Annotated in this window: 14 protein-coding genes; 3 read left to right on the top strand and 11 right to left on the bottom strand. The window is 61.8% G+C overall.

Translation table 11 applies throughout. The features are described from left to right. Positions 1 to 55: 55 nt before the first annotated feature. From ACHWUQ_RS19375 to ACHWUQ_RS19365, 3 genes are all read right to left on the bottom strand, one after another. Positions 56 to 1,186 carry a hybrid sensor histidine kinase/response regulator gene (locus ACHWUQ_RS19375; protein WP_312834581.1) on the bottom strand — a complete coding sequence of 377 codons (1,131 nt, stop codon included), beginning with the start codon at positions 1,184 to 1,186 and terminating at the stop codon, positions 56 to 58. A 72-nt stretch (positions 1,187 to 1,258) separates the two neighbouring features. After that, entirely contained in the window at positions 1,259 to 2,101 is an 843-nt protein-coding gene (locus ACHWUQ_RS19370; protein WP_312525820.1) for a CheR family methyltransferase, read from the bottom strand. Positions 2,102 to 2,108: 7 nt separating this feature from the next. Beyond that, positions 2,109 to 5,720, bottom strand: a complete 3,612-nt coding sequence (locus tag ACHWUQ_RS19365) for a response regulator (RefSeq protein WP_394682124.1) — start codon at positions 5,718 to 5,720, stop codon at positions 2,109 to 2,111. Positions 5,721 to 6,783: 1,063 nt separating this feature from the next. Here ACHWUQ_RS19365 and ACHWUQ_RS19360 point away from each other — a divergent pair. Beyond that, positions 6,784 to 6,936 carry a hypothetical protein gene (locus tag ACHWUQ_RS19360; RefSeq protein WP_394682123.1) on the top strand — a complete coding sequence of 51 codons (153 nt, stop codon included), beginning with the start codon at positions 6,784 to 6,786 and terminating at the stop codon, positions 6,934 to 6,936. 14 nt (positions 6,937 to 6,950) lie between these two features. Here ACHWUQ_RS19360 and ACHWUQ_RS19355 read toward each other — a convergent pair whose 3' ends face one another. The 5 genes from ACHWUQ_RS19355 to ACHWUQ_RS19335 form a co-directional block, all read right to left on the bottom strand. After that, a complete protein-coding gene (locus tag ACHWUQ_RS19355; RefSeq protein ID WP_394682122.1) occupies positions 6,951 to 7,697 on the bottom strand; it encodes a hypothetical protein in 747 nt (248 codons plus the stop codon). A 289-nt stretch (positions 7,698 to 7,986) separates the two neighbouring features. Continuing rightward, on the bottom strand, positions 7,987 to 9,948 hold the full coding sequence (locus ACHWUQ_RS19350) for an autotransporter outer membrane beta-barrel domain-containing protein (RefSeq protein ID WP_394682121.1): 1,962 nt from the start codon (positions 9,946 to 9,948) through the stop codon (positions 7,987 to 7,989). A 1,254-nt stretch (positions 9,949 to 11,202) separates the two neighbouring features. Next, positions 11,203 to 13,128: an autotransporter outer membrane beta-barrel domain-containing protein gene (locus ACHWUQ_RS19345; protein WP_394682120.1), complete on the bottom strand. Its 1,926-nt coding sequence runs from the start codon at positions 13,126 to 13,128 to the stop codon at positions 11,203 to 11,205. Between the two features lie 107 nt (positions 13,129 to 13,235). Next, positions 13,236 to 15,389 carry an autotransporter outer membrane beta-barrel domain-containing protein gene (locus ACHWUQ_RS19340; protein ID WP_394682119.1) on the bottom strand — a complete coding sequence of 718 codons (2,154 nt, stop codon included), beginning with the start codon at positions 15,387 to 15,389 and terminating at the stop codon, positions 13,236 to 13,238. Between the two features lie 1,656 nt (positions 15,390 to 17,045). Next, complete coding sequence (locus tag ACHWUQ_RS19335) at positions 17,046 to 17,633, bottom strand: hypothetical protein (protein WP_394682118.1); 588 nt, start codon at positions 17,631 to 17,633, stop codon at positions 17,046 to 17,048. A gap of 370 nt (positions 17,634 to 18,003) precedes the next feature. Between ACHWUQ_RS19335 and ACHWUQ_RS19330 the strand changes: the two genes are divergently transcribed. After that, positions 18,004 to 18,243 (top strand): hypothetical protein, encoded by a 240-nt coding sequence (locus ACHWUQ_RS19330; RefSeq protein ID WP_394682117.1) that lies wholly within the window; start codon positions 18,004 to 18,006, stop codon positions 18,241 to 18,243. 1,170 nt (positions 18,244 to 19,413) lie between these two features. Here ACHWUQ_RS19330 and ACHWUQ_RS19325 read toward each other — a convergent pair. Then, a complete protein-coding gene (locus ACHWUQ_RS19325) occupies positions 19,414 to 19,929 on the bottom strand; it encodes a hypothetical protein (RefSeq protein ID WP_394682116.1) in 516 nt (171 codons plus the stop codon). Between the two features lie 124 nt (positions 19,930 to 20,053). Between ACHWUQ_RS19325 and ACHWUQ_RS19320 the strand changes: the two genes are divergently transcribed. Next, positions 20,054 to 20,191: a hypothetical protein gene (locus tag ACHWUQ_RS19320; RefSeq protein ID WP_369458736.1), complete on the top strand. Its 138-nt coding sequence runs from the start codon at positions 20,054 to 20,056 to the stop codon at positions 20,189 to 20,191. A 213-nt stretch (positions 20,192 to 20,404) separates the two neighbouring features. Here the strand turns inward: ACHWUQ_RS19320 and ACHWUQ_RS19315 are convergent, their stop codons facing one another. Together ACHWUQ_RS19315 and ribA are read right to left on the bottom strand one after the other, a co-directional pair. Further along, entirely contained in the window at positions 20,405 to 22,087 is a 1,683-nt protein-coding gene (locus ACHWUQ_RS19315) for a hypothetical protein (protein ID WP_394682115.1), read from the bottom strand. Then, a complete protein-coding gene (ribA, locus tag ACHWUQ_RS19310) occupies positions 22,084 to 22,635 on the bottom strand; it encodes a GTP cyclohydrolase II RibA (RefSeq protein ID WP_312807712.1) in 552 nt (183 codons plus the stop codon). The genes ACHWUQ_RS19315 and ribA overlap by 4 nt, the downstream gene beginning before the upstream one ends. Between the last annotated feature and the right edge of the window lie 782 nt (positions 22,636 to 23,417).

Raw genomic sequence — 23,417 nt, 5'->3', positions numbered from 1 at the left:
CGCCGCTGGCCCGAGCCCCTGTTCAGGCCAGCGCAGCGCCTGGCGCCCAGGCGCGCTACAGCAGCGCCTGGCGGTGCGATGCCAGCGGCTGGCGCGGCAGCCGCAGCTCAAAGCGGGTCCGCCCGTCTGCGGACTGCACCTGGATGCCGCCCCCATGCGCCCGCGCAATTTGCTGCGCAATATAGAGGCCCAGCCCCAGACCTTCGCGCTGACCGGGCTGGCGCTCCCCGCCGCGAAACGGCTTGAACAGATCGGGCAGCAAGGCCGCAGGGATCGTGCCGCCGTTCTCGATACCCACGACCACCTCTGCCGCTGCGCTGCCATCGATGGTCACGGTGATCGGCTCGTCTGCCGTGCCATGCTTGAGCGCATTGCCCAGAATGTTGCCGATGACCTGCGCCAGGCGCTCGCTGTCCCAGCGGCCTTCGGTGCCGCCCAGCGCCTCGTAGTGCAGCACCCGGTCGGCCGCGCTGTGGCGCGCGTCATCGACCGCCGCTGCGCAGAGGCTGGCCAGGTCCATGTCGGTCAAGGTCAGCCGCAGGCCGCCGGCCTGGCGGATGCGGGTCACATCAAGCAGATCCTCCACCATGCGTCCCATGCGCTGGCTGTTGCTCAGCAGCCGCTCGGCCAGCTCCTCGTTTCTGCTGGCATCGGGCTGGCGCTTGAGCAGGCTGGCGGTCACCTTGATCGACTGCAGCGGCGTGCGCAGGTCGTGGCTGAGCACAGCCATGAACATCTCGTTGACGCGCAGCGCCTCGGTGCGCTCCTGCAACTGCTGGGCCAGCTCCTGCTTGCGGCGGTGCAGCTCAAAGAAGATGCTGACCTTGGCACTGAGCATGTCCGGGTCGATCGGCTTGTACAGAAAATCGACCGCGCCGCTCTCGTAGCCCTGGAACTGCCAGTTCTGCTCGTGCGTGCCCGCCGTCATGAAGATCAGCGGAATATGGCGTGTGCGCTCGCTGCCCCGGATCAGCGCCGCCAGGTCAAAGCCATTCATCTCGGGCATCTGCACATCCAGCAGCGCCAGCGCGATATCGCTGTGCTGCAGCAGCAGCTCCAGCGCCTCGCGGGCCGAGTGCGCCTTGAGGAACTGCACCCCGTCGCGTTGGAGCAGCGCTTCCAGCGCAACCAGGTTCTGCGGAATGTCGTCAACGATCAGGCACTTGATGCCGTCAGTGGTGTTCATGAACTACAACTCAAAACAATCCCCGCAGCACCCTGCAGCGCCTGCTGCCCGCCCCGGGGGGTATTTTATAAACTACTCAAGGGTTGGTTTCTTTTGGTATATTTTTTCAACCGTCGCCACATCTTCAAATGCCGCTGCCTGGTTCGAGAATCGCAGCGATTCCTTCATCCCCAGCCCCAGAAAACCGCGGTGGCACAGCGACTGCCGGAAAAGGTCCAGCGCCCGGTTCTGTAAATCCGAATCAAAATAAATCAGCACATTGCGGCAGGATATCAAATGCATTTCCGCAAATACGCTGTCGGTCGCCAGGCTGTGGTCGGCAAATACCATGTTCTTGCGCAGTTCCTTGTCCAGCACAATATGGCCGTAGTGCGCGGTGTAATAATCGGCGAGCGAATGCTTGCAGCCCGCGCGCAGGTAATTTTGCGAGAATGATTCAGCGCGCTCGATCGCAAAAATCCCTTGCTCGGCGATGCGCAGCGCCTGCGAGTTGATATCGGTCGCATAGATCAGGCTGCGCTCGAGCAGGCCTTCCTCGTGCAGCAGGATCGCCAGCGAGTACACCTCCTCGCCGGTGCTGCAGCCGGCCACCCAGATCTTCAGCGACGGGTAGGTGCGCAAGAGCGGCACCACCTCGCGGCGCAGCGCCAGAAAATACGCCGGGTCGCGGAACATGTCGCTGACCTGCACCGTCAGATAACCCAGGAGCGCGGTGAACGCCGCCGGGTCATGCATGATCCGGTCCTGCAGCTGCGACAGGGTCTTGCAGCCAAACGAGACCAGCGCTGCCTCCAGCCCGCGTTTGATCGACCCCTGCGCATAACCGCGAAAATCATAGTGGTAACGGTAATAAATACCGTCGAGCAGCAGGCGCTGCTCAATCTCGGCAATCTCGGCCTTCTTGCGTAATGGCATCGGCGTTTTACTTGGGCATCCACACCCGCACCAGGGACAGCAGTTTCTCCACGTCCAGCGGCTTGGCAATGTAATCGTTGGCACCGGCGGCCAGGCATTTTTCCTGGTCGTCCTTCATGGCCTTGGCGGTCAGCGCAATGATCGGCAGGCGCTTCAAATGCGGGCGGTTGCGTATTTCACGCATGGCGGTATAGCCGTCCATCTCCGGCATCATGATGTCCATCAGCACCAGGTCCACGGCACTGTCCTCGCGGTCCAGCGCCTCCAGCGCTTCGCGGCCATTGCGCGCAATGTCCACGCTGATGCCGGTGGGCTCCAGGATGCTGGTCAGCGCAAACACGTTGCGTACATCGTCTTCCACCACCAGCACCTTGCGGCCTTCGAGCGCCGCCTCGCGGCTGCGCGCCTGGGCCAGCATCTGCTGGTGTTCGGGCGACAGGCGCGACTCGACCTGGTGCAGGAACAGGGTCACCTCGTCGAGCAGGCGCTCGGGCGAGCGTGCGTCCTTGATGATGATCGAGTGCGAGAAGCGGCGCAGCTGCGTCTCCTCGTCGCGCGACAGCGCGCGGCCGGTGTAGACGATCACCGGCGGGAACGACACGCCATCTTGCTCCGACATGCGCTCGAGCAGCGCAAAGCCGCTCATGTCCGGCAGGTTCAGGTCCATGATCATGCAGTCATAGGTGCCCTGGGCCAGGTACTCCAGCGCCTGGCCGGCGGTGCCGGCGCAGACCACATCGACCTCGCTGTTGCCCAGCAGACTGTGCACGCTGTCGCGCTGGCGCTCGTCGTCTTCCACCAGCAGCACGCGGTGGATGTTCTGCGTGAACTTGGCCTCCAGGCGCTTGAGGGCCTGGGCCAGTTCCTCGCGCTGCACGGGCTTGAGCGCGTAGCCCAGCGCGCCGCGCACCAGCGCCTCTTGCGAGTAATCGGCCACCGAGACGATATGCACGGGGATATGGCGCGTGGCCGGGTTGCGCTTGAGCTGGTCCAGCACGCCCAGGCCCGAGAAATCGGGCAGGTTGATGTCCAGCACGATCGCATTGGGCAGGAACTGCACCGCAGCGGCCAGGCCCTCGGCCGCATTGCGCGCCACCTGGCAGCTAAAGCCCATCTCGCGCGCCAGCTCCTGCAGGATGTCGGCAAAACGCGGGTCGTCTTCGACCACCAGCAGGTGGCGGCCCTGGATGATCGTCGGCAGCTCCAGCACCGCCGCCGCCGCCGTGGCTGGAGCGCTGGCAGGCATGCTGTGCGCGGCCGCATCCAAGGTTGCCGTGCTGGCGGTGGCCGAGGTGCTTGCAAAGGCCGTTGCAGTATCTGCGGTGTTGGCGGACTGGAACGCCGCCGTGGCGCGGGGGGCCACAGCGGCCGCGCCGCTCTTGCCCGGCGCCGCCACCGGAGCTGCTGCTGCTCCGGCTGCCGCAGCACCGGCTGCCGCCAGCGCTGGCGATGCCGGGCGCAGCGCATCGGCCGCCTTCGGTGCCATCGGCACCTCTGCTGCGGGGGTGCCGGCATTGACCAGCGGCATGTGGAAGCTGAACACGCTGCCCTGGCCCGGCGTGCTCTGCACGGTGATCTGGCCGCCCAGCAGCTGCGCCAGGTCGCGCGCAATCGACAGGCCCAGGCCCGTGCCGCCGTACTTGCGGTGGGTGCTGCCATCGGCCTGCTGGAAGGCTTCAAAAATCAGCTGCTGCTGGTGCTCGGGAATGCCGATGCCGGTGTCGTGCACCGCAAACGTCAACGTGCCGGGCTGGTTTTGCGTCAGCTGCAGGTTGACGCTGCCCCGGTCCGTGAACTTGATCGCATTGGACAGCAGGTTCTTCAGAATCTGGCCCAGGCGCTGGCCATCGGTCTGCGTGTAGGCCGGCACGCCTGGTGCAATATGGCAGGTCAGCGCCAGCCCCTTTTGCTGGGCCATCGGGCGCAGCGGCTCGATCAGCGACTGCATCGCCGTGGCCAGATTGACCGGCTCCAGCACCACGGTCGCCTGGCCGGCCTCGATCTTGGCCAGGTCCAGAATGTCGTTGATCAGTGCCAGCAGGTCGTTGCCGGCCGCGTAGATCGTGTGCGCGTACTTGACCTGCTCGGCCGTCAGGTTGCCGGGCTTGTTGTCGCCCAGCAGCTTGGCCAGGATCAACGTGGAGTTCAGCGGCGTGCGCAGCTCGTGGCTCATGTTGGCCAGGAACTCGCTCTTGTACTGGCTGGCCACTTCCAGCTCGCGCGCCTTGTCGGTCAATGCATCCTTGGCGCGCAGCAGCTGCTCGCGCTGGTGCTCCAGCTTTTGCGTCTGCTCTTCCAGGTAGGCATTGGTCTGCTCCAGCTCCGATTGCTGCTGCTCCATCTGCGCCTGCGAGCGTTGCAGCGCCTGGCTTTGCTGCTCCAGCTCCTCATTGCTGGCGCGCATTTCCTCTTGCTGCACCAGCAGCTCTTCCGATTGCTGGCGCGTCTCTTCCAGCAGTTTCTCCAGGCGCGTGCGGTCCAGCGCCGAGCGCACTGCAACCGCCAGGATCGACGACGCGCCTTCGAGCAGCTCCAGCTCCGCCTGCGTGGTCGGCCGCACAAAGCCCAGCTCGATCAGCGCATGCACCTTGCCGTTCTCGACGGCCGGCGCCAGCACCAGCTCCAGCGGTTGCGACTGCCCGGTGCTGGAGCTGATCTTCAAGTGGCTCTGGTCGAGCCCGCCCACCCGCAGCAGCTTGCCGCTGCGCAGCACCTGCCCGGCCAGGCCTTCGCCGGCCAGCAAATGCTCCTGCAATGCATCCTTGGGCAGCGCATAGCCGCCAAACAGCTGGTAGCGGTCGTCCATGCCATGGCGCGCGTAGCCGGCGCCCACCTTGGCGCCGGTGTACGACGCCAGAAAATCCAGCGCCCGCGCGCCCACTTCTTCGAGGCCATGGTCGCCCTGCAGGCGCTGGCCCAGGCCCGACAGCCCGTCGGACACCCAGGTCTGGCGCGCCTTGGCGCGGAACTCGCGCATCGACACCGCCGCCGATGCCAGCACCAGCGCCAGCATCACCAGCGAGCCGCCCCAGGTGATATAGGTCGATGTGGTGGCCGCCTGCTCCCAGGCGCGGCGGCGCAGGTCCAGCTCATTGTTTTGCAGCAGGTACAGGTCGGCCACCTCGTTGTTGAGGTTGTCCATCACCTGCTTGCCCTTGTCGGTGCGCACCAGCGCCAGCGCCTCATCGCCCCGGCCGGCCTGCTTGAGGTCGATCGTGGCCTCCAGCTCGGCCAGCTTCTGGTGCGCCAGCGTATCGATGGCCTGCACGCGCTCCTGGCGCAGCGGCGCATTGTCATTGCTGGCCGCAAGCCCGCGCAACTGGCTCTCCAGCGCGTCCTGCGCGCGGCGGTAGGGCTGCAGGTACGAAGGATCGCCGGTCAGCAAAAAGCCCCGTTGCCCGGTTTCTGCATCCTTGAGCGATGCGGAAAACTCATTGAGCTGGCGCATCGCCGCCGTCATGCGGCCAATACTGGTCACCGCCTGGGCGCGCACATCGGCCGAGTAGACATTGACGATGGCGATCACCAGCGCGGCGATGGCCGCAGCGGCAAACCCCAGCAGCATCGGCAGCGGCAAGGGGAACAGGCTGCGCGGCTGCGGAGAAGAAGAATGGGGCATGGAAGGAGGGAGGAGGGAGGAAGTAAGGCAGGAACAGGCCGCCGCAAAGCGCGGGCGGGCCGCGCAAATTGTACTTGTACCATTGTTTACAAAGATGTCAGTGAGTTCCTACAAACCAGCAGGTGCTCCCACCGCGTGGGACTGCCCGGCGAGGCCTACCCGGCCGGACCTCCCCGGCCGGAGGCACACCCGCGCTTTGCAGCTGCGCTGCATAGGTGCCGGCGCCATGCGCCTATTGGCAAGCGGCCATCCAGCATTGCAACGCGGGCGGTATCGCGCATGTGTTTTTGCAGGGCTGCCCGAGCCTACCGCATCTGCCAGGGTGCCGAGCCGTATATAGATGTACGGATGTAGCTAGTTGTATGCGCAACCAAGGCGGCAAAAAAGGGGCCCGCACAAGGCGGGCCCAAAGGTCGTCTTCCTAAGAAGCACTTTTCCTCCCTCCAGAGGAAGCTCGATCATAAATTAAAATTATTACTAACCCAGGGCAATAGCTATGAATTATGTAAGTTTTTTGTAAGGTAAACGGCCTAGAATGCCGCCCCCGCCCCGTAAAGCCCCTTCCTGGGGGCCCGCAAACGTTTGCGGATCAAGGCCTTAGGGCTGCAGCCGGCAGCGCAGCGCAATTGCAAACTGACTGTTGTAGACGCGCTACCTGGGTATGCAAGCAAAGGTGAGCCTGGGGTGCGGTTCCACGGGTGGCGCGCGAACCGGGGCGGAGCGGCCCACCGGATGATCAGACGGGTCTCAGTGGGCGCCGTGATGCAGCGCAACGGGCCCCGGTGCGTTGATGGGCGTTCGGTGCCGCTCAGTGCGGCCGTCAACGCCCGCAACCGGGGTTCCTGTACCCCCTTCCGTCAGCAAGGGCCGCGACAAGCCTCTGAGTCCGCGAGGCGATGGCTGCGCAGACCGGGCAGCCACCACCCAGCCCATGCGGACCGGCCCAAAAAAGAGCCCCGTCAGCGACGGGGCGAAATGGGATCGGTAGTTGTTGGTTGCTCGCTGCCGTTTGCTTTTTTGACGGTCTGCCAGTCCCGGCGCAGCCCTGGGAGGCCCAGCACCGATGCAATGGTCAACCGGCCCGGCTGCGCCCACGGTGGGCACCAATGCGGCCCAGGGTGCTGCCGGGGTGGTCTTCATCGCGGCCATCTCTGCAATCCAGCGCTTCGGTGAGAGCCTGCGCCGCGCAGCTATCGGCAGCGCGCACTGGGGGTAGCCAGCCGCCCGCCATCACCAGACAAACCAAGGCCAGTGCGTCCATGGGAGCGTCCCCGGTGCGGGGAAGGCCGCTGGCGGTGGCAGGGCTTGCGGTGGCATGCCCGTGCCCGGCATTCCCGTTACCACCAGCCGGATCGCGGGCGTCACGGTGGCGTCCTTGATCCAGTGGGCGCCGCCGTCCAGCGTATGCAGGTAGCCGGTGGCGGCGCCAGAAAAGCCGCCGCTAAAAAAATAGGCATTGGCGGGCCCGCGGTTGTCCATGATCTCTAGCCGCTCGCCTTCGGCGGCGCTCACCACCAGCGCATATTTGTGAAAGGCCCGCAACGTGGCCGAAGCGATATCGCCCAGCTGCTCGGGCCCAAAGGTGGTCAGTGCGCGGTGGTCGATGCGCTGCATGTCCACCAGCAGGCTGGCACTGGCGATCGCGGCGCCCACCGGCAGTTCGGTGACTGGATCGAGGCGGTACAGGCGCAGCAACGTGCGGGTCGGGCAGGGGTCTTGCGGACTGCAGTGCGGGGGCTCAGTGGCCGGTGCGGGAGGCACAGCGGCCTCACCGGGGGGCGGTGGGCCGGATGTGGCAGGTGCGGCAGGCGTGGCAGCGTGCAAGGCCAGTGACAGCGCGCTGATCCGGGTGGGTGTGGCGCCGGTGTAAAAAGCCGGCCCCATCCACCGCTGGGCGCTGACGGTATGCCCCTGGCCGCTGTCGCTGGCACTGCTGTCGATGACCAACTGCGGCGCGGGCGCTGCTTGTGCATGCACTTGTACAGGTAGTGGGAGCGCGGCTGATGCTGCGCAGAGGAGCGACGCATTCAACGTCCATACCGGCCCGGCGCAGTGAGGTGTTTTCAGTGTGATGGCCATCGGCACGTGCTCGAAACGGGGGGGCTCTCGTTCATAGGGGATCGGTGGGATCGGTCTGCCCGCCAGCCGCTGCACCTGTGGCAGCCTAGGCGCCATTCCGATACCGGTGCAGCGGCTGGCCGTCGTGGGCACCGAGGCACTTCAAGGTGCAAGCGCTGGGCGAAGCCCGCGTTGCACCCCGTTGCTGTTACGCCGTGGTGCCTTTACGGCTGCGGCGCAGGCCCGCCACGCCGATGAGGGACGAGAGCGACACCATCCCCACCATGCCCAAACCAGGCACCGGCACCGCCCCGGCAAAGCCCACGGCGCCATCGTCTTTGAGGTCGTCCGCGCTCAGCGCTGCCTCCCGCTGCGCAGAGGCATCGGCCGCAGGCGCTGCTGCCTCTGCCTCTGCCTCTGCCTCTGCCTCTGCGGCCGCCGCCGCGTTCGCGGTGCCCGCCTTCAATGCTGCCGGCAGGGCCTTTGCCACTGCGCCCTGGCCTGCTGCCAACGCACAGCCCTGTGCCAGCGGGTCAGCTACGCAGGCAGCGCTGTCATCGGCCGCAGCCGCTTTGGCATTGGCGGGCGCCGATTGCAGGTACCAGTTGCGGCCGACCTTGTGCAAGGTATAGCGGTAAGCGCCTGCCTGGATATAGCCCGGGGCGGGGAGGGTGAACTGGCCGTTCGATGCCAGCCCCACCTGCACGACCAGAATGCCATTGCCAGTGGTTTGCGCGCCGGTGCCGCCCAGGTTGCGGATATGCAGCGTGGAGGTTCCGCTGGTGTCTGCCCTAACTAACAGCTTTTGCGTCGGAGATGCGTTGCCGCTTAATGCAGCATTGAGATGAATATTTCCACCGTAGCCCTGGTAATGGCTGGCAGTGGTCACCGCGCTGGTATTTCCTTCTCCCAAGATAACGGTTCCAGCATTACGCAGACGGCCGAAAACAGGGCTGAATTGATTCATATCCAGCGTACCGCCACGGCTGACGTCATACGACGCGCTGCCCAGTGCTGCCGCAGAGCCAGCGCGCAGCACTCCGGATTGAATGCTGCTCTGTCCACTGTGCGTGTTGTTGCCTGCCAGAACGGTGGTGCCAGTGCCAATGACGTTGATGGACCCAGTGCCGCTAATGGCAGGGGTGAAAATATAGCTGCCCGAGGAATTGGAATGCTTGAAGTTAATAATACTTACGCCGGAATTGCCGAAAACTACATTCTGTGCCTTTAATACTCCTGGAGTACCCGCTCCCTCGATGTTGAGCGTACCGCTGCCACCCCAAGCATTGTACGAATCCACAGCCAAGCGCAGATTGCCGGCCAACTCGACCACGCTGCCGTCGCCAATATTCAGCTCAGCTTTTTCACCACGCTCCCCCCGGGCACCGCGAAATCCAATGGCCTTATTTCCCACATCTAGGTCGGAGCCCACTACCCACATGGAACCTGCTCCGCTCAGAGAAACCACTCCCGAATGCAGATAATTGTCTTGTCCACAGCGAAATAAGCCACGGTTGGTGATTTTTACAGAGGTCGCGCCTAGCGGACCCAAAGCGCATTGCTTGCCGACTTGCAAGATGGAATTTGGGCCATCGATCTCAATATGCCCAGTGCTGGCACTGTCGCGTGAGGTGAGAAGACTGTTGTGTACAGATACTGTTCCGCCGTTAATGACCCTCAGGGTGCCTGTACCTCCATACAAGCCTAAGGCAATACCGCCTGTGCTTTCAGGTGAGATGCTCCAAGATGATCCTTGTCCATTGACGGTTACCAAACCGGTGCCACCCACGGATTGACCGACATAGGCATGGTGTGATACGAGTTTGCCACCGCGTAAAATATTTAATTCCCCATTACCAGACCGGCTGATATACATTTGGGACGCATTTAACTGGCCTCCGTCCGAAATGGTCACGGTCCCAGTGCTTCCCGCGGTTTGTCCGATCGTTGTTTGATTGAGACCGGTATTTAGCACTGCGCCTGCACTTAGCGCGAGATTGCCGATGTCAAGATCACCAATGATAAGACTTTGGTTCAGGTCTTGCCGCCCATCAAAATCTCCGCTGGGGAAGGTGTCACCCGAAAAAGTGATACTTTGAGCGTTGGCACCGCCGGCAATCAGCAAGCAGGCTAGAAAGACGGGAGTTGGCTTGAAGATGTAATTTTTCATCATGTTGAATTTTGGTGTTGTAAAAAGCTATCGTTGTGATGGACGCCGCTTTGCAGCATGGTTGGCGCTGCGCTGCAGCGGTCACACAGCTGGATGATTGGAAATATATAAAAAATGACTGCCGAGGCTCAGAGGTGTCTGAATAGCGCTATTGTTTTCGCAACGCAAACGATGACCATGGCGTCATAAGACTATGAGTGGATTAAGTGGGTGATGGCTTGTGATTAGATTTTTCAAATAAGATCATTCGACTGTCCAATCGCACGGGTTTAAAAAAGTTAGATAAATTTATAACCAACTTAACTTCAACCCTTTCCGCAGGTGCCTGGCACCCCCATCACCGCCTTTCCCCTCATATCCACATATTTGTTTTTCATCATAAAAGTTCTATTTCTTGAATGGAAATATACACATGTTTGATGCATGTCATGCACATTTCTATGCAAGTCATGCATAGGGACAAAGATTAACACTCGTTATTGATAAAAATTATAAATTTTACTAATTTGATGGACTAATGCGCAGGGCAGAGATAGGCAGTACTGACGTTAATAAAGAGCGCAAATCAAATGATTTGATATTGATAAATTGATGTGGGTCAATGGATATGGCTTGGCGCGTGTAGAGGCCCTCGGTAGAGGGTATTGCTGGAATCGTTGGATCGGCGTTGCAGAGAAATTGCTACGTCTGCGGCCAAGAATGTTTGATTCACCGATGGGGAGCGGCGCGAATTACTTACATCTCTGCAAAAGGCTGTAACCGCGTCAACCGGCTGCATGGGGCCGGGCCGCAACAGCTGGGGTGCATGCTGTGGGGAAAGTGCGATAAATGGCCAGCGCATCAAAGGCCGAAGTGCAGTGCAGATACTGGGTCCGCCTTGCGCTCATGTTTACCCTGGCACTCACCCTTGCAGTCACCCTCACCCTAGCCCTCTCCCGCACGCGGGAGAGGGGAGAAAACCAACCGCCGTCCCCAAACTCCCTCTCCCGCTTGCGGGAGAGGGCGGGGGTGAGGGTAAAAAACCAGCCCACATCTCCCCAAACTCCCTCTTCCGCTCGCGGGAGAGGGGAGAAAAACAACCCCAAACTCCCTCTCCCGCTGGCGGGAGAGGGCAGGGGTGAGGGTGGACATCAAAGCGCAAGCAAAAAGAAAAGCCCCGTGTCCAACGGGGCTCAAAAGCGGGCTATAGCGGCTGGCTATATACCAGCCAGCCACCAGCGCCAGGGCTGTTCAGTGACGAAGCCAGCGCAGCGATCAAACCGCTGTGCGATCCTTGCGCACGCGGCGCAGGCCCAACAGGCTGAGGATCGACGCCATCGCCATCAGACCTGCGGCGCCCATCGTCGGCACCTTGTGCGGCACGGCGCCACCGCCGTTGTCGCCACCGCCGTTGTCACCGCCACCGCCCTCTCTGCCTTCTACGGCCTTGATAACGACCTCCGCTGCGGGGCCGGTGACGGTGTAGGCATCGGCCACGGTGGGTGGGGCGATGGCCAGCACCGCCGTTACATCGGCACCATTGGCACCCTCGCTGGCGGCGGCGGTAATCGTGCACGATGCCTCGGTGGCGTTGGCCGGCACGGTGATCGGCGAGCTGCAGGTCGTCGTGTAACGCGGGTGGGTGGCAGGCAAGGTCAGGTTGATGGGCAGGTCGGCCGTGGCGGCCACGCTCAGCGACACCTTGCAGGTGGCGACCAGGGTGTCTGCACCGTTCAGCTCGGAAGGGTCACAGACGACGCTGGCGGCCGGTGCGGCGGCTTCGAGCTGCTCCTCCGACTGCAGGTACCAGTTGTTGCCCACCTTGGCCAGGCTGTAGCGGAAGCCGCCCGCCTGGATATAGCCGGGCTCGGGCAGCTCAAAATTGCCAAATGACGTACCCGCCACCTGCACCACCAAGATGCCATTGCCGGTGGTCTGTGCGCCCGCGCCGCCCAGGTTGGTGATGTTCAACGTGGTGACGCCCATCGCATCGCCATTGACGATCAGCTTTTGCGATGCGGAGCTGCTGTCGCCCAGCACGGCGTTCAGCGCTATGCTGCCCAGGTGGCCATAGTATTCGCCGCTCACCGTCAAGGTGCTGCTGGTGCCGCCCGCCAGCATCGTCACCGTTCCTCCGTGGTGCAGGCTGCTCAGGGTGGGGCTGAAAGTGCCCGTATCGAGCGTGCCGTTGGTGCCAATGGAGAACGCCGTTGCACTGCTCAGTGCCGTGGCAGAGCCCGCGCGCAAGGTGCCCTCGGTCACGCTGGTGCCGCCTGTGTAGCTGTTATTGCCGGTCAGGGTGGTCGTGCCACCATTCAGCACATAGACCTTGCCCGGGCCTGTCATCGGCGTCGCAAATTGGTAGTTGCCGGAGGTGTCGCTGTGGTTGAAGTTGAGGACGCCTGCTTCATTCGGGCCAAACAAAAGTCTGGCTGCGGCCAGCGCGCCGGGTGTGGTGCTGCCTTCAATATTGACGGTGGCGCTGGTCGATATCGTTGCGTCCGCGAAACTTGGCACTTCCGCGGTGCCGCCAATTTCTACCACGCTGCCTTCGCCGATATTCAGTGTGGAATGCATATCGGTGGCGGCCGCCATATACAGATCGGTGCCTATCACCCACTTTGAACCGGCGCCCGCCAAGGTTGCGCTGCCAAATCCAATACGGCCAATTCCGCCGCAGCGAACCATGCCGCCATTGCTGATACGCATGGTCGACGTATCCGATCCGCCCATGGCGCAAAGCCCTCCATTGGTCAGTGTGGAATTGGCGCCATCCACTTCTATCAACGCGATGGAGTTGGGAGCATTCGATGCCGTTAGACTTTTGTTGTTGATTACCGATGCGCCATTCGTGATTCTCAAGCTGCCCGAGCCTTGTCCCTGGCCGATGATCAAACCCACGTCAAAAGGCGCATTGATCACCCACGAGGAACCGGTGCCATCCACCACTGCCGTGCCATTGCTGCCCTCGGCAATACCTAGAAATACATCGGTAGACGTCAACTTGCCGCCACCGCGCACATCCAAGGCCCCCGCGCTGGTGTTGCCGACAATAATGCGGGCCGTGTCATAGCTGGCGCCCATCTCACCCGCCGGCGTGGAATCACCGGTGATCGAGATGGTTTGCGCCTGCGCCAAACCAGCGATAAAACAAGAAACAAGCAGCGCGCAGGGGCGCAGAGGGAGGATCGCCTTTTTCATCATTGGTACGTTTTAAAGGTTGTAAAAAGCTATCCGGTGCGAGGCTGGTGCCTTCTGTGTACCGGATGGCAGGGCTCTTCTGGAGGGAGGAGAGAGGGGGAGAGGGGTTAAGCCGTTGTGCAGGATGCTGCGCGCGGCTGGCCTGGCTTGCGCGTGCGGCGCAGGCCCACCAGGCCCAGCATGGACGCCATCGATACGAGGCCCAAGGTGCCGAGGGTGGGTACTTTGTGGGGCGTGGCGCCGTTACTGCCACCGTTATCGCCAGGGCCTTCACGAGGATCTTCACCAGGGCCTTCACCAGGACCTTCGCCAGGGCCTTCACCGCCGGTCTTGTCCTTGTCCTTGATCAGCACCTGTGCGGCCGGGCCGTTGACGGTATAGGCATCGGCCACCGTGGGCGGCGCAATCGCCAACGTGGCCGTCACATCGCCATCATTGGCGGTGTTGTTGGGCACGGCGGTGATCGTGCACGATGCCTCGGTCGCATGGGCGGGCACGACGATGGGCGAGGCGCAGGTGGTGGTGTAGCGGGCGCTGGCGGCCGGCAAGGCCAGGTTGACGCTCAGGTCGCTGGTCAACGCGGCGTTCAGCGACACCTTGCAGGTGGCGGCCTGGCCGGCTGCATCGCTCAGCTCGGCAGGGCTGCAGACAACACCCACCGCAGGGGCGCTTTCGGCGCGCGCTTCGCTCACCAGGTACCAGTGGTTGCCGGTTTTGACCAGGTCATAGCGGAAGCTGCCGGCCTGCAGGTAGCCCGGTGCGGGCAGGCGGAACGTGCCGTTCGATGCGCCGTTGACCTGCACCACCAAGATGCCATTGCCTGTCGATGGCGCGCCGGTGCCGCCCAGGTTGGTAATATCTAAAACGGTGTCGCCACTGGTGTTGCCACCTACCACCAGTTTCTCGGTAGGCGAGTTGCTGTCGCCCAGGCGGGTGTTCAGCACCAGCTTGCCACCATTGCTGCTGTAGTTCTGGGCAACGGTCAACGATCCCGTGGTGCCGCCCGCCGCCATCGTCACCGTGCCGGAGTTCTCCAGGCTATTGATGCGGGCGTTGAAGGTGTTGGTGTCCAGCGTGGCGCCGCTGGCAACCACAAAGTCCGAGTTTGCGCTCAGGCCCGTGGCTGCGCCTGCACGCAGGGTGCCGGCTTCCACATTGGTCTTGCCGCTATAGGTGTTGTTGCCGGTCATCGTGGTAAAGCCAATCTCACTACCAGCGTAGGGCATTACGTTGACCGTGCCTGGGCCGGAAACAGGGGTAGGGAACTGGTAATTGCCGGAGTTATCGGTATGGTAAAAACTGATGCTGCCCGAGGCATTGGCGCCGAACAAGATGCCCTTGGCATCAATAGTGCCCGGCACCGCACCGAGAACAAAGATAGAGGCCCAGGTATTCTGGTCTGCGGCGTTGGTTACAAAGGGCAGGCGGATCTCATCTTTCACCACTACCCGCCCGCCTTCTGTCACGGAAAGGCTGGTTTGGCTCACCGGCATCTTGTCGCTCGCGCCAATATCCAGGCCCGCGCCGATCAGCAGCAGCGAGTCTGCATCTGCTACGGTGATCGCACCAAAGGTGAGCCGGGATGCCTCCTTGCATTCCATGAGCCCGCCTTGGTCAACACGGATGTTGGAATGGCCGGCTTCTCCCAGGTAGCAAGCCAGCGATGTCATGCTGGAGTTATTGCCGCTGATCTGTATGCTGGAACTGGAGCCGCCGTTGTCCAGCGACGCAGAAACGGTTTGGCCGTTGTTCACCGCGCCGCCATTCGATACAACGATCGAGCCCGCGCCTGCATTTTTTGCCAACACCAATGACGAGGCTGCATTGGCAGGAAGCGTCCAAGTGGAATTGGCGCCATCTACGGTCACAACGCCAGCGCTCATCGGCCCCTCGCTGATCACCGCAGTGGCAGAGGTCGCCTGGCTCCCGTTGGTGATATTGAGGAAGCCGCGCCCCATTTTGCCCACGACCAGGTCCTCGGCATTCCAGCGGGAATTGCCGGACACATTGGCCGTGCCAGCAATATCCCAGACCATTGCGAGGTTGACCAAGCCCGTGGTGCTGAGTGTGGCGCCGGCGGTCACTTCCAGCGTGCCGGGCCTCGTGTTGCCTACGGTCACATCGGCAGCGCTGTAGCTCATGCCCATATTGCCTGTGGGTGTCGAATCACCGCTGAAACTGACCTGCGCCTGCGCAGCGCCTGCCATGAGCCAGGCCACCAGTAATGCACAGGGACGGAGAGGGAGGGAGGATTTTTTCATATCGATTCTCAATTTATATGTTGTTAAAAGCTATCCAATACGAGGCTGATGCCTTCTATGCATCGGATGCCAGATTCTCTGGAGGGAGGGGCGAGGGAAAGGCGCGGCGCGGGATGTGTGGAGGATCAGCGGCATGGACGCATGCGGCACACATCTGCAAAGCCCATCACGGGCGCTCGCCAAAGCCGGTTATGTCTGCAGATCAGCGCTGCCATCCAACGGGTAAAACTGCAGATATGCCTGCGCGGCAAGGTCGGTATGGGCCAGGTCTAAACCACTCCGGTAATTTGCGTGGGTAGTTCAGCTGGCTTGAAGGCAGGCGCTTGCCCTTGGGGCGCACCAAGTTCATCAGTGGAATGGAAATCGGGGCCTGCGCTGTCCGCAGCAACTACGGGAACGTTAGGCGTTTGCGCAGTGGCCAGGGAGCCTCCATACATCGCAGCTACCCATACGGCAGCGGCAATATATGTCCTTAGAGGGAGGAAGGATCTTTTCATAATGTTTCCTGTTCTGGTAAGTGGCGCTGAGACTTTCCGATCCCCAGCACAACGATGTAAAGCAGTAAGGGCTATAGATTAGGGCAATTACCTATATGTGATTGATAACAAACGTGTATCTAGTGGCCAGTGTTGCTATGCCGAAGCTATTAATGAGATTAAGAATGCCAATGGACCTCCCCGGTAGAAAACGTTGGTGATTGCGAAAGTGGGCGCACCCGCCGCAGACCAAGCCCTGATTGAGAATGATTGCTATAAATCAAATCGGATGCAGATACCGGCGGACGGTGAACCGGTATTGCACGCCCCTATGCGCCAGCACATGGCAGCATGCGGACAAATGATGTATGCAAGCCCAGCGAAGTTTGGCATAGGCTAACACTATGGATTGTTATTTTTTATAAAAACTGGATTTTGAATAGGATATTGCTGTCGTTAAACATTCCTGATGCACCGTGCTTATAGCTTTGCGAAATGGACTGATTGGCAGCCAAATGCTGAATGCTTGGCTGGCAGCGCGTGCCGCGCCCGGCACCTGGGTGCCCGCTATGGCGGGCTTGTGCGCGCACCCCCGGGGTGCCGGCGGATGGGGGCCGAAAAGTGGGGGCGCACTTTGTTCGCGTAGATGAAAAAGCAGGTAACAGCAGGCGACATTGCGCCACCTGCTGCGCTAAGTGGGCGCGCACTTGGGGGTGGTGGCTGGCCAACAGCGGTAGGGGCTGCGCGGCCTCGGGCGGGCATGGGCGCGAACACCGGCCCACCGGATGGGCGGCGATAGCGCTGAACTGCTGGGTGGTTTCGGCACCCGGCGGCCGTACAGCTGGGGCCAGGAAGGCGGTGCAAGGGGCCGCCCGCGTGCAGACCCCTGCAAGGAGCTTTACCGAGGGCCCCAGACCCCCGGGATGGGGCTTTGGGGGTGCGGGTGGCCTCTACGCGCTGCAGGCTGAGCGCGTTGGGCGCTGCGGCAAAGGAGCCCGGCAGGTGCTGCCCAGCGGATGCGCCGCCCGGCATGTGCTGCCCAGCGGATACGCCGCCCGGCAGATACGCTGCCCGGCAGATACGCTGCCCGGCAGATCTACCGCCACACCGCGCGTGGAGCGCAAAAAACCCCAGGGGCATGGCCACCGCCATGCGCCTGGGGTAGTGGGGTTCTGCCTGATCAGGCCGGCTTGCGCGAGCGGCGCAGGCCCAGCAGGCCCATGACGGAGACCAGAGAGACCAGGCCGACAGTGCCCAGGGTAGGCACAGGCGTGGGGTTGGTGACAGGAGGCACGGCGGTATCGTCGGCGCGGATGGTGATCTGTGCCGCAGGGCCTTCGGCCGTATAGGCATCCGGCGTCGTGGGCGGGGCAATCGCCAAGTCAGCAGTCACATCGGGTGCGCCCGGCGTGGTGTTGGCCACGGCCGTGATCGTGCAAGCGGCCTGGGTGGCGTTGGCGGGCACCACCAGCGGCGACGTGCAGGTGGTCGTATAGCCTGGGTTGGCCGCTGGCAAGGTCAGGTTGATGGGGGTGTCTGTTGTGGAAGGGGCGCTGAGGGTAACGGTGCAGGTGGAGACCTGGCCGGCAACGGCGAGCAGCTCGGTGGGGGTGCAGGTGAGGGTGGCGGTGGGGGGGACCACGGGGTCTACAGGCGATACGCTCATGCGAAAGGCGGGAATGGTTGGTTCATCCTGCCAGGTTGCCCCTGCATCATCGCTGTCGATGGAGCCAAGCCCTGCGAGGCTGAAACCCTCGCTATAGGTCATGTCGAACTCAAAACTCCCAGATCCATCAGTTAACCCGGCGTATGCACTGGCATTCGACAGAATCAGCGCATATTTTTGGTTCGGCTGCATGGCAGTGGTAGCAATGGTACCTAGCTGAGCTACGTTGTAGGTAATCTCAGTAGTTGCCTCGCCACTGCCCAACAGTTCAATAGTGGTGGATGCCAGGGCTGGGCCTGAGGGGAAGTTAGTGGTGTTGTCCAGTTGGTAGAGGCTGAGGGTTGCGGTTCTGTTAAAGGTTTCCACGTCGAACCCAAAAGTCAACTCTCGAATCAGGGTTGCCACAGGCCCAGTTTGAAAAATGGGGCCGCGCTGCTCTGTGCCGGTGAATTGATAGGCTGCTGGCGAGTCCATGGGCAAGCTATTCATCACAACCACAGGCGGCTGGCTCTGCGCCGATGCGAAAGGCGCCCAAGATGCAGCGCAGGCGATAAAACCGATAACGGCATACCGGCGCAAGGTGTTAAAGCTCAGAATTGGCATTTTTCTCTCCATATTAAATAAAATCTATGGTTTTGTTTGCGTTGATGTGCAAACTATAAGAGACCCACAGCCTCACCTCCCAGGCACGGTGGCTGCGAATCAACAATAATCGTTAATTAATAATTAATGTCATTTACCAAAGGCGAATGTTGGATATATGGGATTATTTAATCCCATAGCCTTTGGCGATATGCATGGCAAGGGGTTGGTGTTTTGCTATTGATTCCGGAGTGCCCAAGCATGCGCGGTAGGGGCCGATGAATACATGGCAGGGGAAGGCTGCGCAGAACAGATGGCAGCGCCAACGGTGCTGCAGGGGTTGAAGGTTTTTTGTTTCATTATGTTTCCTAATCGGGAGGGGGATGCATCGGTGGTGTGGGGCCGCCGGTGACGCGGGGCAGCGGGGCGCTGCGTCAGGGTTTGAGTCAGAACTTATAAATAGTCTAAATTTATATAAATTTTAAAGATTGTTGTAGATGGCTATGGTTGGGGCGCAGTGCAGTTGAAAAGGAAAACCGGCTACAGGGAATAGGGGGCTCAATGCCAGCGGTAAAAGGCGTTGGCCATGCGGCAAATGCCATGCTGCTGGGGGGGCAAACACGCCAACAGCGGCGGCAGGTTTATGCCGGCACGCCGCTCCATCACGGCGCTTACTGTGTGCATAAACGGTATGCAAACTTGGCTGTTCTGCATAGATTATCACTATCGCTTATTATTTGTATATAACGTTCGCCTTTATAAGGATTAAATTTTGTCAATCCCGATAAATAGCTCTGTTTATAAGAAGAGGCGATAGGCTTACACCTGCCTTGCTGCGGTGGCAGGAACAGCCCCAATCGGCTTGGTTGCGCCAGTAACGGGTCAGCGCAGGCCAGGCAGCGGTGGGTGCCACCGCGCTAGGGGATGCGCTACCACCCAACGGGGTGGGCAGGCGTGGTGGCGAAGGCGCTGATGAAAATGCCTGTAACAGCCACAGACAAAGCCGAGCATATGAAGTAATTCAGAGCGCTGCAGTGCTGCTGCAGCATGGGGCGCTGCGACCGTTGCCACCGCTGCCACCGCTGCCACCGTTGCCACCGTTGCGGCTGGCAGGCGCTAACCGGGGCTGAAAGGGTGGCAGGGGCTGGCACTGCCCCGTGGGCCGGGGCGGGGCAGCCGAGGGGTGGCGCCGTGACCTGGGCAATGTGTTGGTGGTTTGCGCCAAGCGCCGGACTGTGCGCGCAGGGCGGCCGGGAGGCGCCTGGCCGCTATCCCCCGCAAGCTTGCCAGGCAGGCAGCGTCAAGGCGGGGTGCCGGGGCTGCATTGCCAGTTGCCGCCCATCAGCTGGCAGCTGAGGCCATTGGGCCCCACCAGGCGTTGGGGGCCGGAGCGGGTTAGAAACCGGCCTTGGTTGTCATTGCAGCCACTGGCATTGCAGCTGATGATGAACACCGCTTGCGGCGGTGCAGCGGTGGCCGGGCTGGCAGCGGGGCTGGAGCGCTCGGTGCGCGGCGCCCGCTGGCCATCGGCGTCATCGGCACCATCAGCGCTATCGGCACCATTGGCCTCGGGCGCTGCGTCGCCGCTGGCGGCATGGGACGGGGATGTGGACGCGGAATCAGAGCGGGAATGGGGTTCCGAGCGGGGAGTAGAGGTGGACTTGGAGGTGGGGGTGGAGGGGGACGCTGCTGCGGCGCCTGCAGCGGGCTTTTCAGCCTGCGGGCCGCGCTGGCCCGCCGCATCGCTGGCAACTGCCATGCCTGCCTGTGCTGCCAAGCCCAGCAGCAGTGCTGCCGCTATCGTCCAACTGCGCATTCTCTCTGTCCTCTGCCGGGTGTGTACGGCCCCGCTGCCGACATGCCCAGCCCCTGCCGGGCTGGCATGTTTTCTGCCCCTTGTCTGACGCACGCGCGCCAGGCGCTTGGATAGATTCACAGCTATGAACCCACCAGACCCCAAACCTACCAAGCCTACCAATTCCCACACCCGCGCTGGGCGATTCGCCAACAAGCGTTTTGCCATAATTGGCGCGGTGATTTTGGCTTTTCTGCTGATTGCGATCTTTGTGCCGTATTGATCGCGCCGGTAGTACGACCGTTCAACAGCACGGGCAGCTTTGGGCTGCCCGTTGTGTTGTGGGGTGTTGTTGTGGGTGATTTTGGGGGTGTTGATGTCGATGTGAGGGATGGCAGGGCGGTGGCGCGGGCGGCCTTTGCTGGTTGCGTCTGCGGTCCTGGCCTGGGTCGAGGTGCTGGCCCTGGGTGTGGCCAGATTCTGGTGCTGGCGCTGTTTAAATCTTCAGCTTGTAAATCTGCCCGTCATACGAGCCTGCCAGAAACTGCCGCCCGCCGGCATCAAAACACAGCGACGATATACCGGCGGCGGTGGGGCGGGCATAGGGCAGCCAGTGCCGGTGCTGCCTATCGAAAATAGCCACGCAGCCGCCGTAGGAGCCCGATGCAATGTACCGGCCATCGGCCGATGCAGCCACGCACTTGATCGAATGGCTGTGGGGCGTGGGGATCGCGGTGGCGCTGAAGTCCTCCCAGATGCGCAGTTGCCGGTCGCGGCTGATGCTGATGAAGCGGTCGCCCGGCAAGGCCGCGCAGCCGTTGGCAATGCGGCCATGGGCCTGGTTTTTTCTGGCTTTTTCCTGCAGATCAGCGATCTGGAACCAGGCGGCGCTGGTATCAGCGCAGACCGAGAAAAGCAGGCTGTCGGAGGCGGCGACGGCCTTGACGGCATTGTCATGCAGCTGCAAGTGGGCCACCAGTGTTGCACCGCCTTGCCCGGATACCGAAAAAACCAGCCCTTCGCCGGTGTAGGTGCCGATGATGATATGGGGCACGCCGTGGCGGGTGAAGGCGGCGCCGCAGTTCAACGGCGACTTGTGCTGGTACACGACCTCCCCGGTGCGGGCATTGAACAGCTGCCCCGTCTGGCCGCCGGTAAACAGCATGCCGCCGGCAGCGGTGAGGAAGTTGCAGAGGCTGCCGGTGTGGCTGCGGGGCTCACCGTTGATGCGCAGGATGCCCGCATCGCCGATGCTGATGCAGTCAGCCTGCTGCGCGATCACCGCATTGACGCCCTGGGTGGGTTCGACCAGGCGCAGGTCCCAGGTGCCGCTGCCTATGTCAAAACTCGCGTAGGACGAGCCGAAGGTGGCGAAGACCAGGGTGTCCCTGTCGAGGAACGCACAGGACCGGGGCCATATCTGCGGCGGAATGGCCGATTGCGTGACCGGTTCGATGCGGCCCGCATCACAGTGCCATAGCTTGAGCAAGCGGTCATAGCTCAGGCTGACCAGCAGTTTTTCGTCTTCGTCATAGGTGAGCTGTTTGATGCCCGAGTCGTGCGCGGCGATGCTATGGGTGCCGGAGCCCTGCAGCACGATGATCTGGCCTTCGTCATTGCCGGCGTAGATGGTGCCGCCGCTGGCGATCGCGATGGTGTCGGTCTCGATGCCGCCCAGGTCGATGTCGCTGACCAGCGTTTGCGTGGCCAGTGACCACTGTTTGAGCGTGCCGTCGTCGCTCGATGACATCAGCGCATCACCGGCCTGGGTCCAGGCGATGGAGATCACATCGGCGGTGTGGCCCGCAAAGCGGGCCACCAGCCGGCCTTCAAAGTCGAATACGCGCACCAGGTGGTCCCGGGACGCGGTGGCAATCAGCGCTGCGGTGGGGTGGAAAGCGGCCATTTCGACATCGTCGTCATGGTCGGACAATACCGCGATGAGTTTGAGGCTGGGTACCGACCATAACCGGGCACTGGTATCGCTGGAGGCGCTGACGAGGTATTGGCCGCAGGGGCTGAAAGCCAGCTGGTTGGCGAGGTGGTCATGCCACACCCGTGCCAGCGCTATTTTGTGCGCTGCATCCCACAGGATGATCTGGTTGTCATAACCGGCGGTGGCCACCCATTGGCCGCTATAGGCGGCAACGCCGCTGATCGGGGATTGGTGGGCAATCATGGCGTGTCCTTGTAAATGCGGGGTAATTCCATCGCATGCGATGTGAACCTGACTTTGGAGGACAGGTAATCGCTGTTGTCGGCATTGCAGTAAACGCCGGTGGGCAGGCATGCGGCGATATGGATGCCGGCATCCATTAACTGGTTGGCCTTGTCGGGGTTATTGCTTAACAGGCGTATTTTGGGAATATCCAGCGCGTAGAGCATGTCGGCCGCCACCTGGTAGCTGCGTTCATCGTCTTTGTGGCCGAGCGCACGGTTGGCGCTGAAGGTATCGAGCCCTTGCTCCTGCAGGCAGTAGGCCTCGAGCTTGCGGTAAAGGCCAATGCCCCGGCCCTCTTGCCGCAGGTACAGCAGCAGGCCTCCCTCCTGGTGCAGGCGCTGCAGTGCTTCATGGAGCTGGGGCCCGCAATCACAGCGTGCAGAGCCGAGCGCGTCACCCGTCAGGCACTCGGAATGCAGGCGTACCAGCGGTACATCGGTGGTAATGCGCTCAAACTGCAGTGCAAAATGCTCGCCGTTATCGCTTAAATGGCGAAAGCTGATGATTTTGGCATGGGCCGCTGCGCCATGGGCCAGCAAAATGGGCAGGCGTGCCACGCTGCGGATGACGGCGGTGTTTTTGGGGCGTTCGGGTTTATCCGGGCATTTCTTCTCTAATCCGTATGAATTCATAATAATCTTCTTTCTTGAAGTGGATGGTTTATGAACCGGGTGGGGAATCGTGAAAGGCCAAGATAACACCGGTGGATTTAATGGGCTAGCGTTAAATTATTTCTGCTGCGGATTAATAATATCGTTGGCGTCTGCTTTTATATATAAGGTGGAACTGGCAGTCAGCGGGTTGGATATTCTGCGGATCGATAACCTACGGCCACTGGCCATTGACCACCGACCATTCACCATCGCAGGAGATGGGATGGGGTGTATCGAGCGGGCAGGCGGCCATCCAGCGGGTGGTGCCATGCGTTGGGGGGGACGGTCTGGCGGCGAGCGCAGCGGCTGGCGCGGTGGGCTACGGCGTCTGTCGGTGCCCAGCCCCCAAACTGAGGCGCGTGAAGGATCGCAGGCACACGGCTTGCGGGGTCCATGGGGCGTGCAAGCGTGCCCGCTTTGCAGCTTCGGCGAAGGCTGCATCGGCCGGCATCCAGGTGTTCTGCGCCTATCCCCACCGCTGTACACCGGGGGGATTTGGCCGTCCTGCAAACCGGGTGCGGCCCGTCCTACGGCTATCGGACGGCGATGACTACCTGCCACGCCGAGGCAGCTGTTTAGCATTGATTCCAAGGCCGGCACACAGCGGAACCGCTTTACGAAGCACCCCCAGCCGG

The sequence above is a fragment of the uncultured Comamonas sp. genome, from assembly GCF_964277875.1.
Lineage (GTDB): Bacteria > Pseudomonadota > Gammaproteobacteria > Burkholderiales > Burkholderiaceae_C > Comamonas > Comamonas sediminis.
The sequence above is the reverse complement of the archived record's forward strand: the minus strand, read 5'-3'. Positions and strand labels throughout refer to the sequence as shown.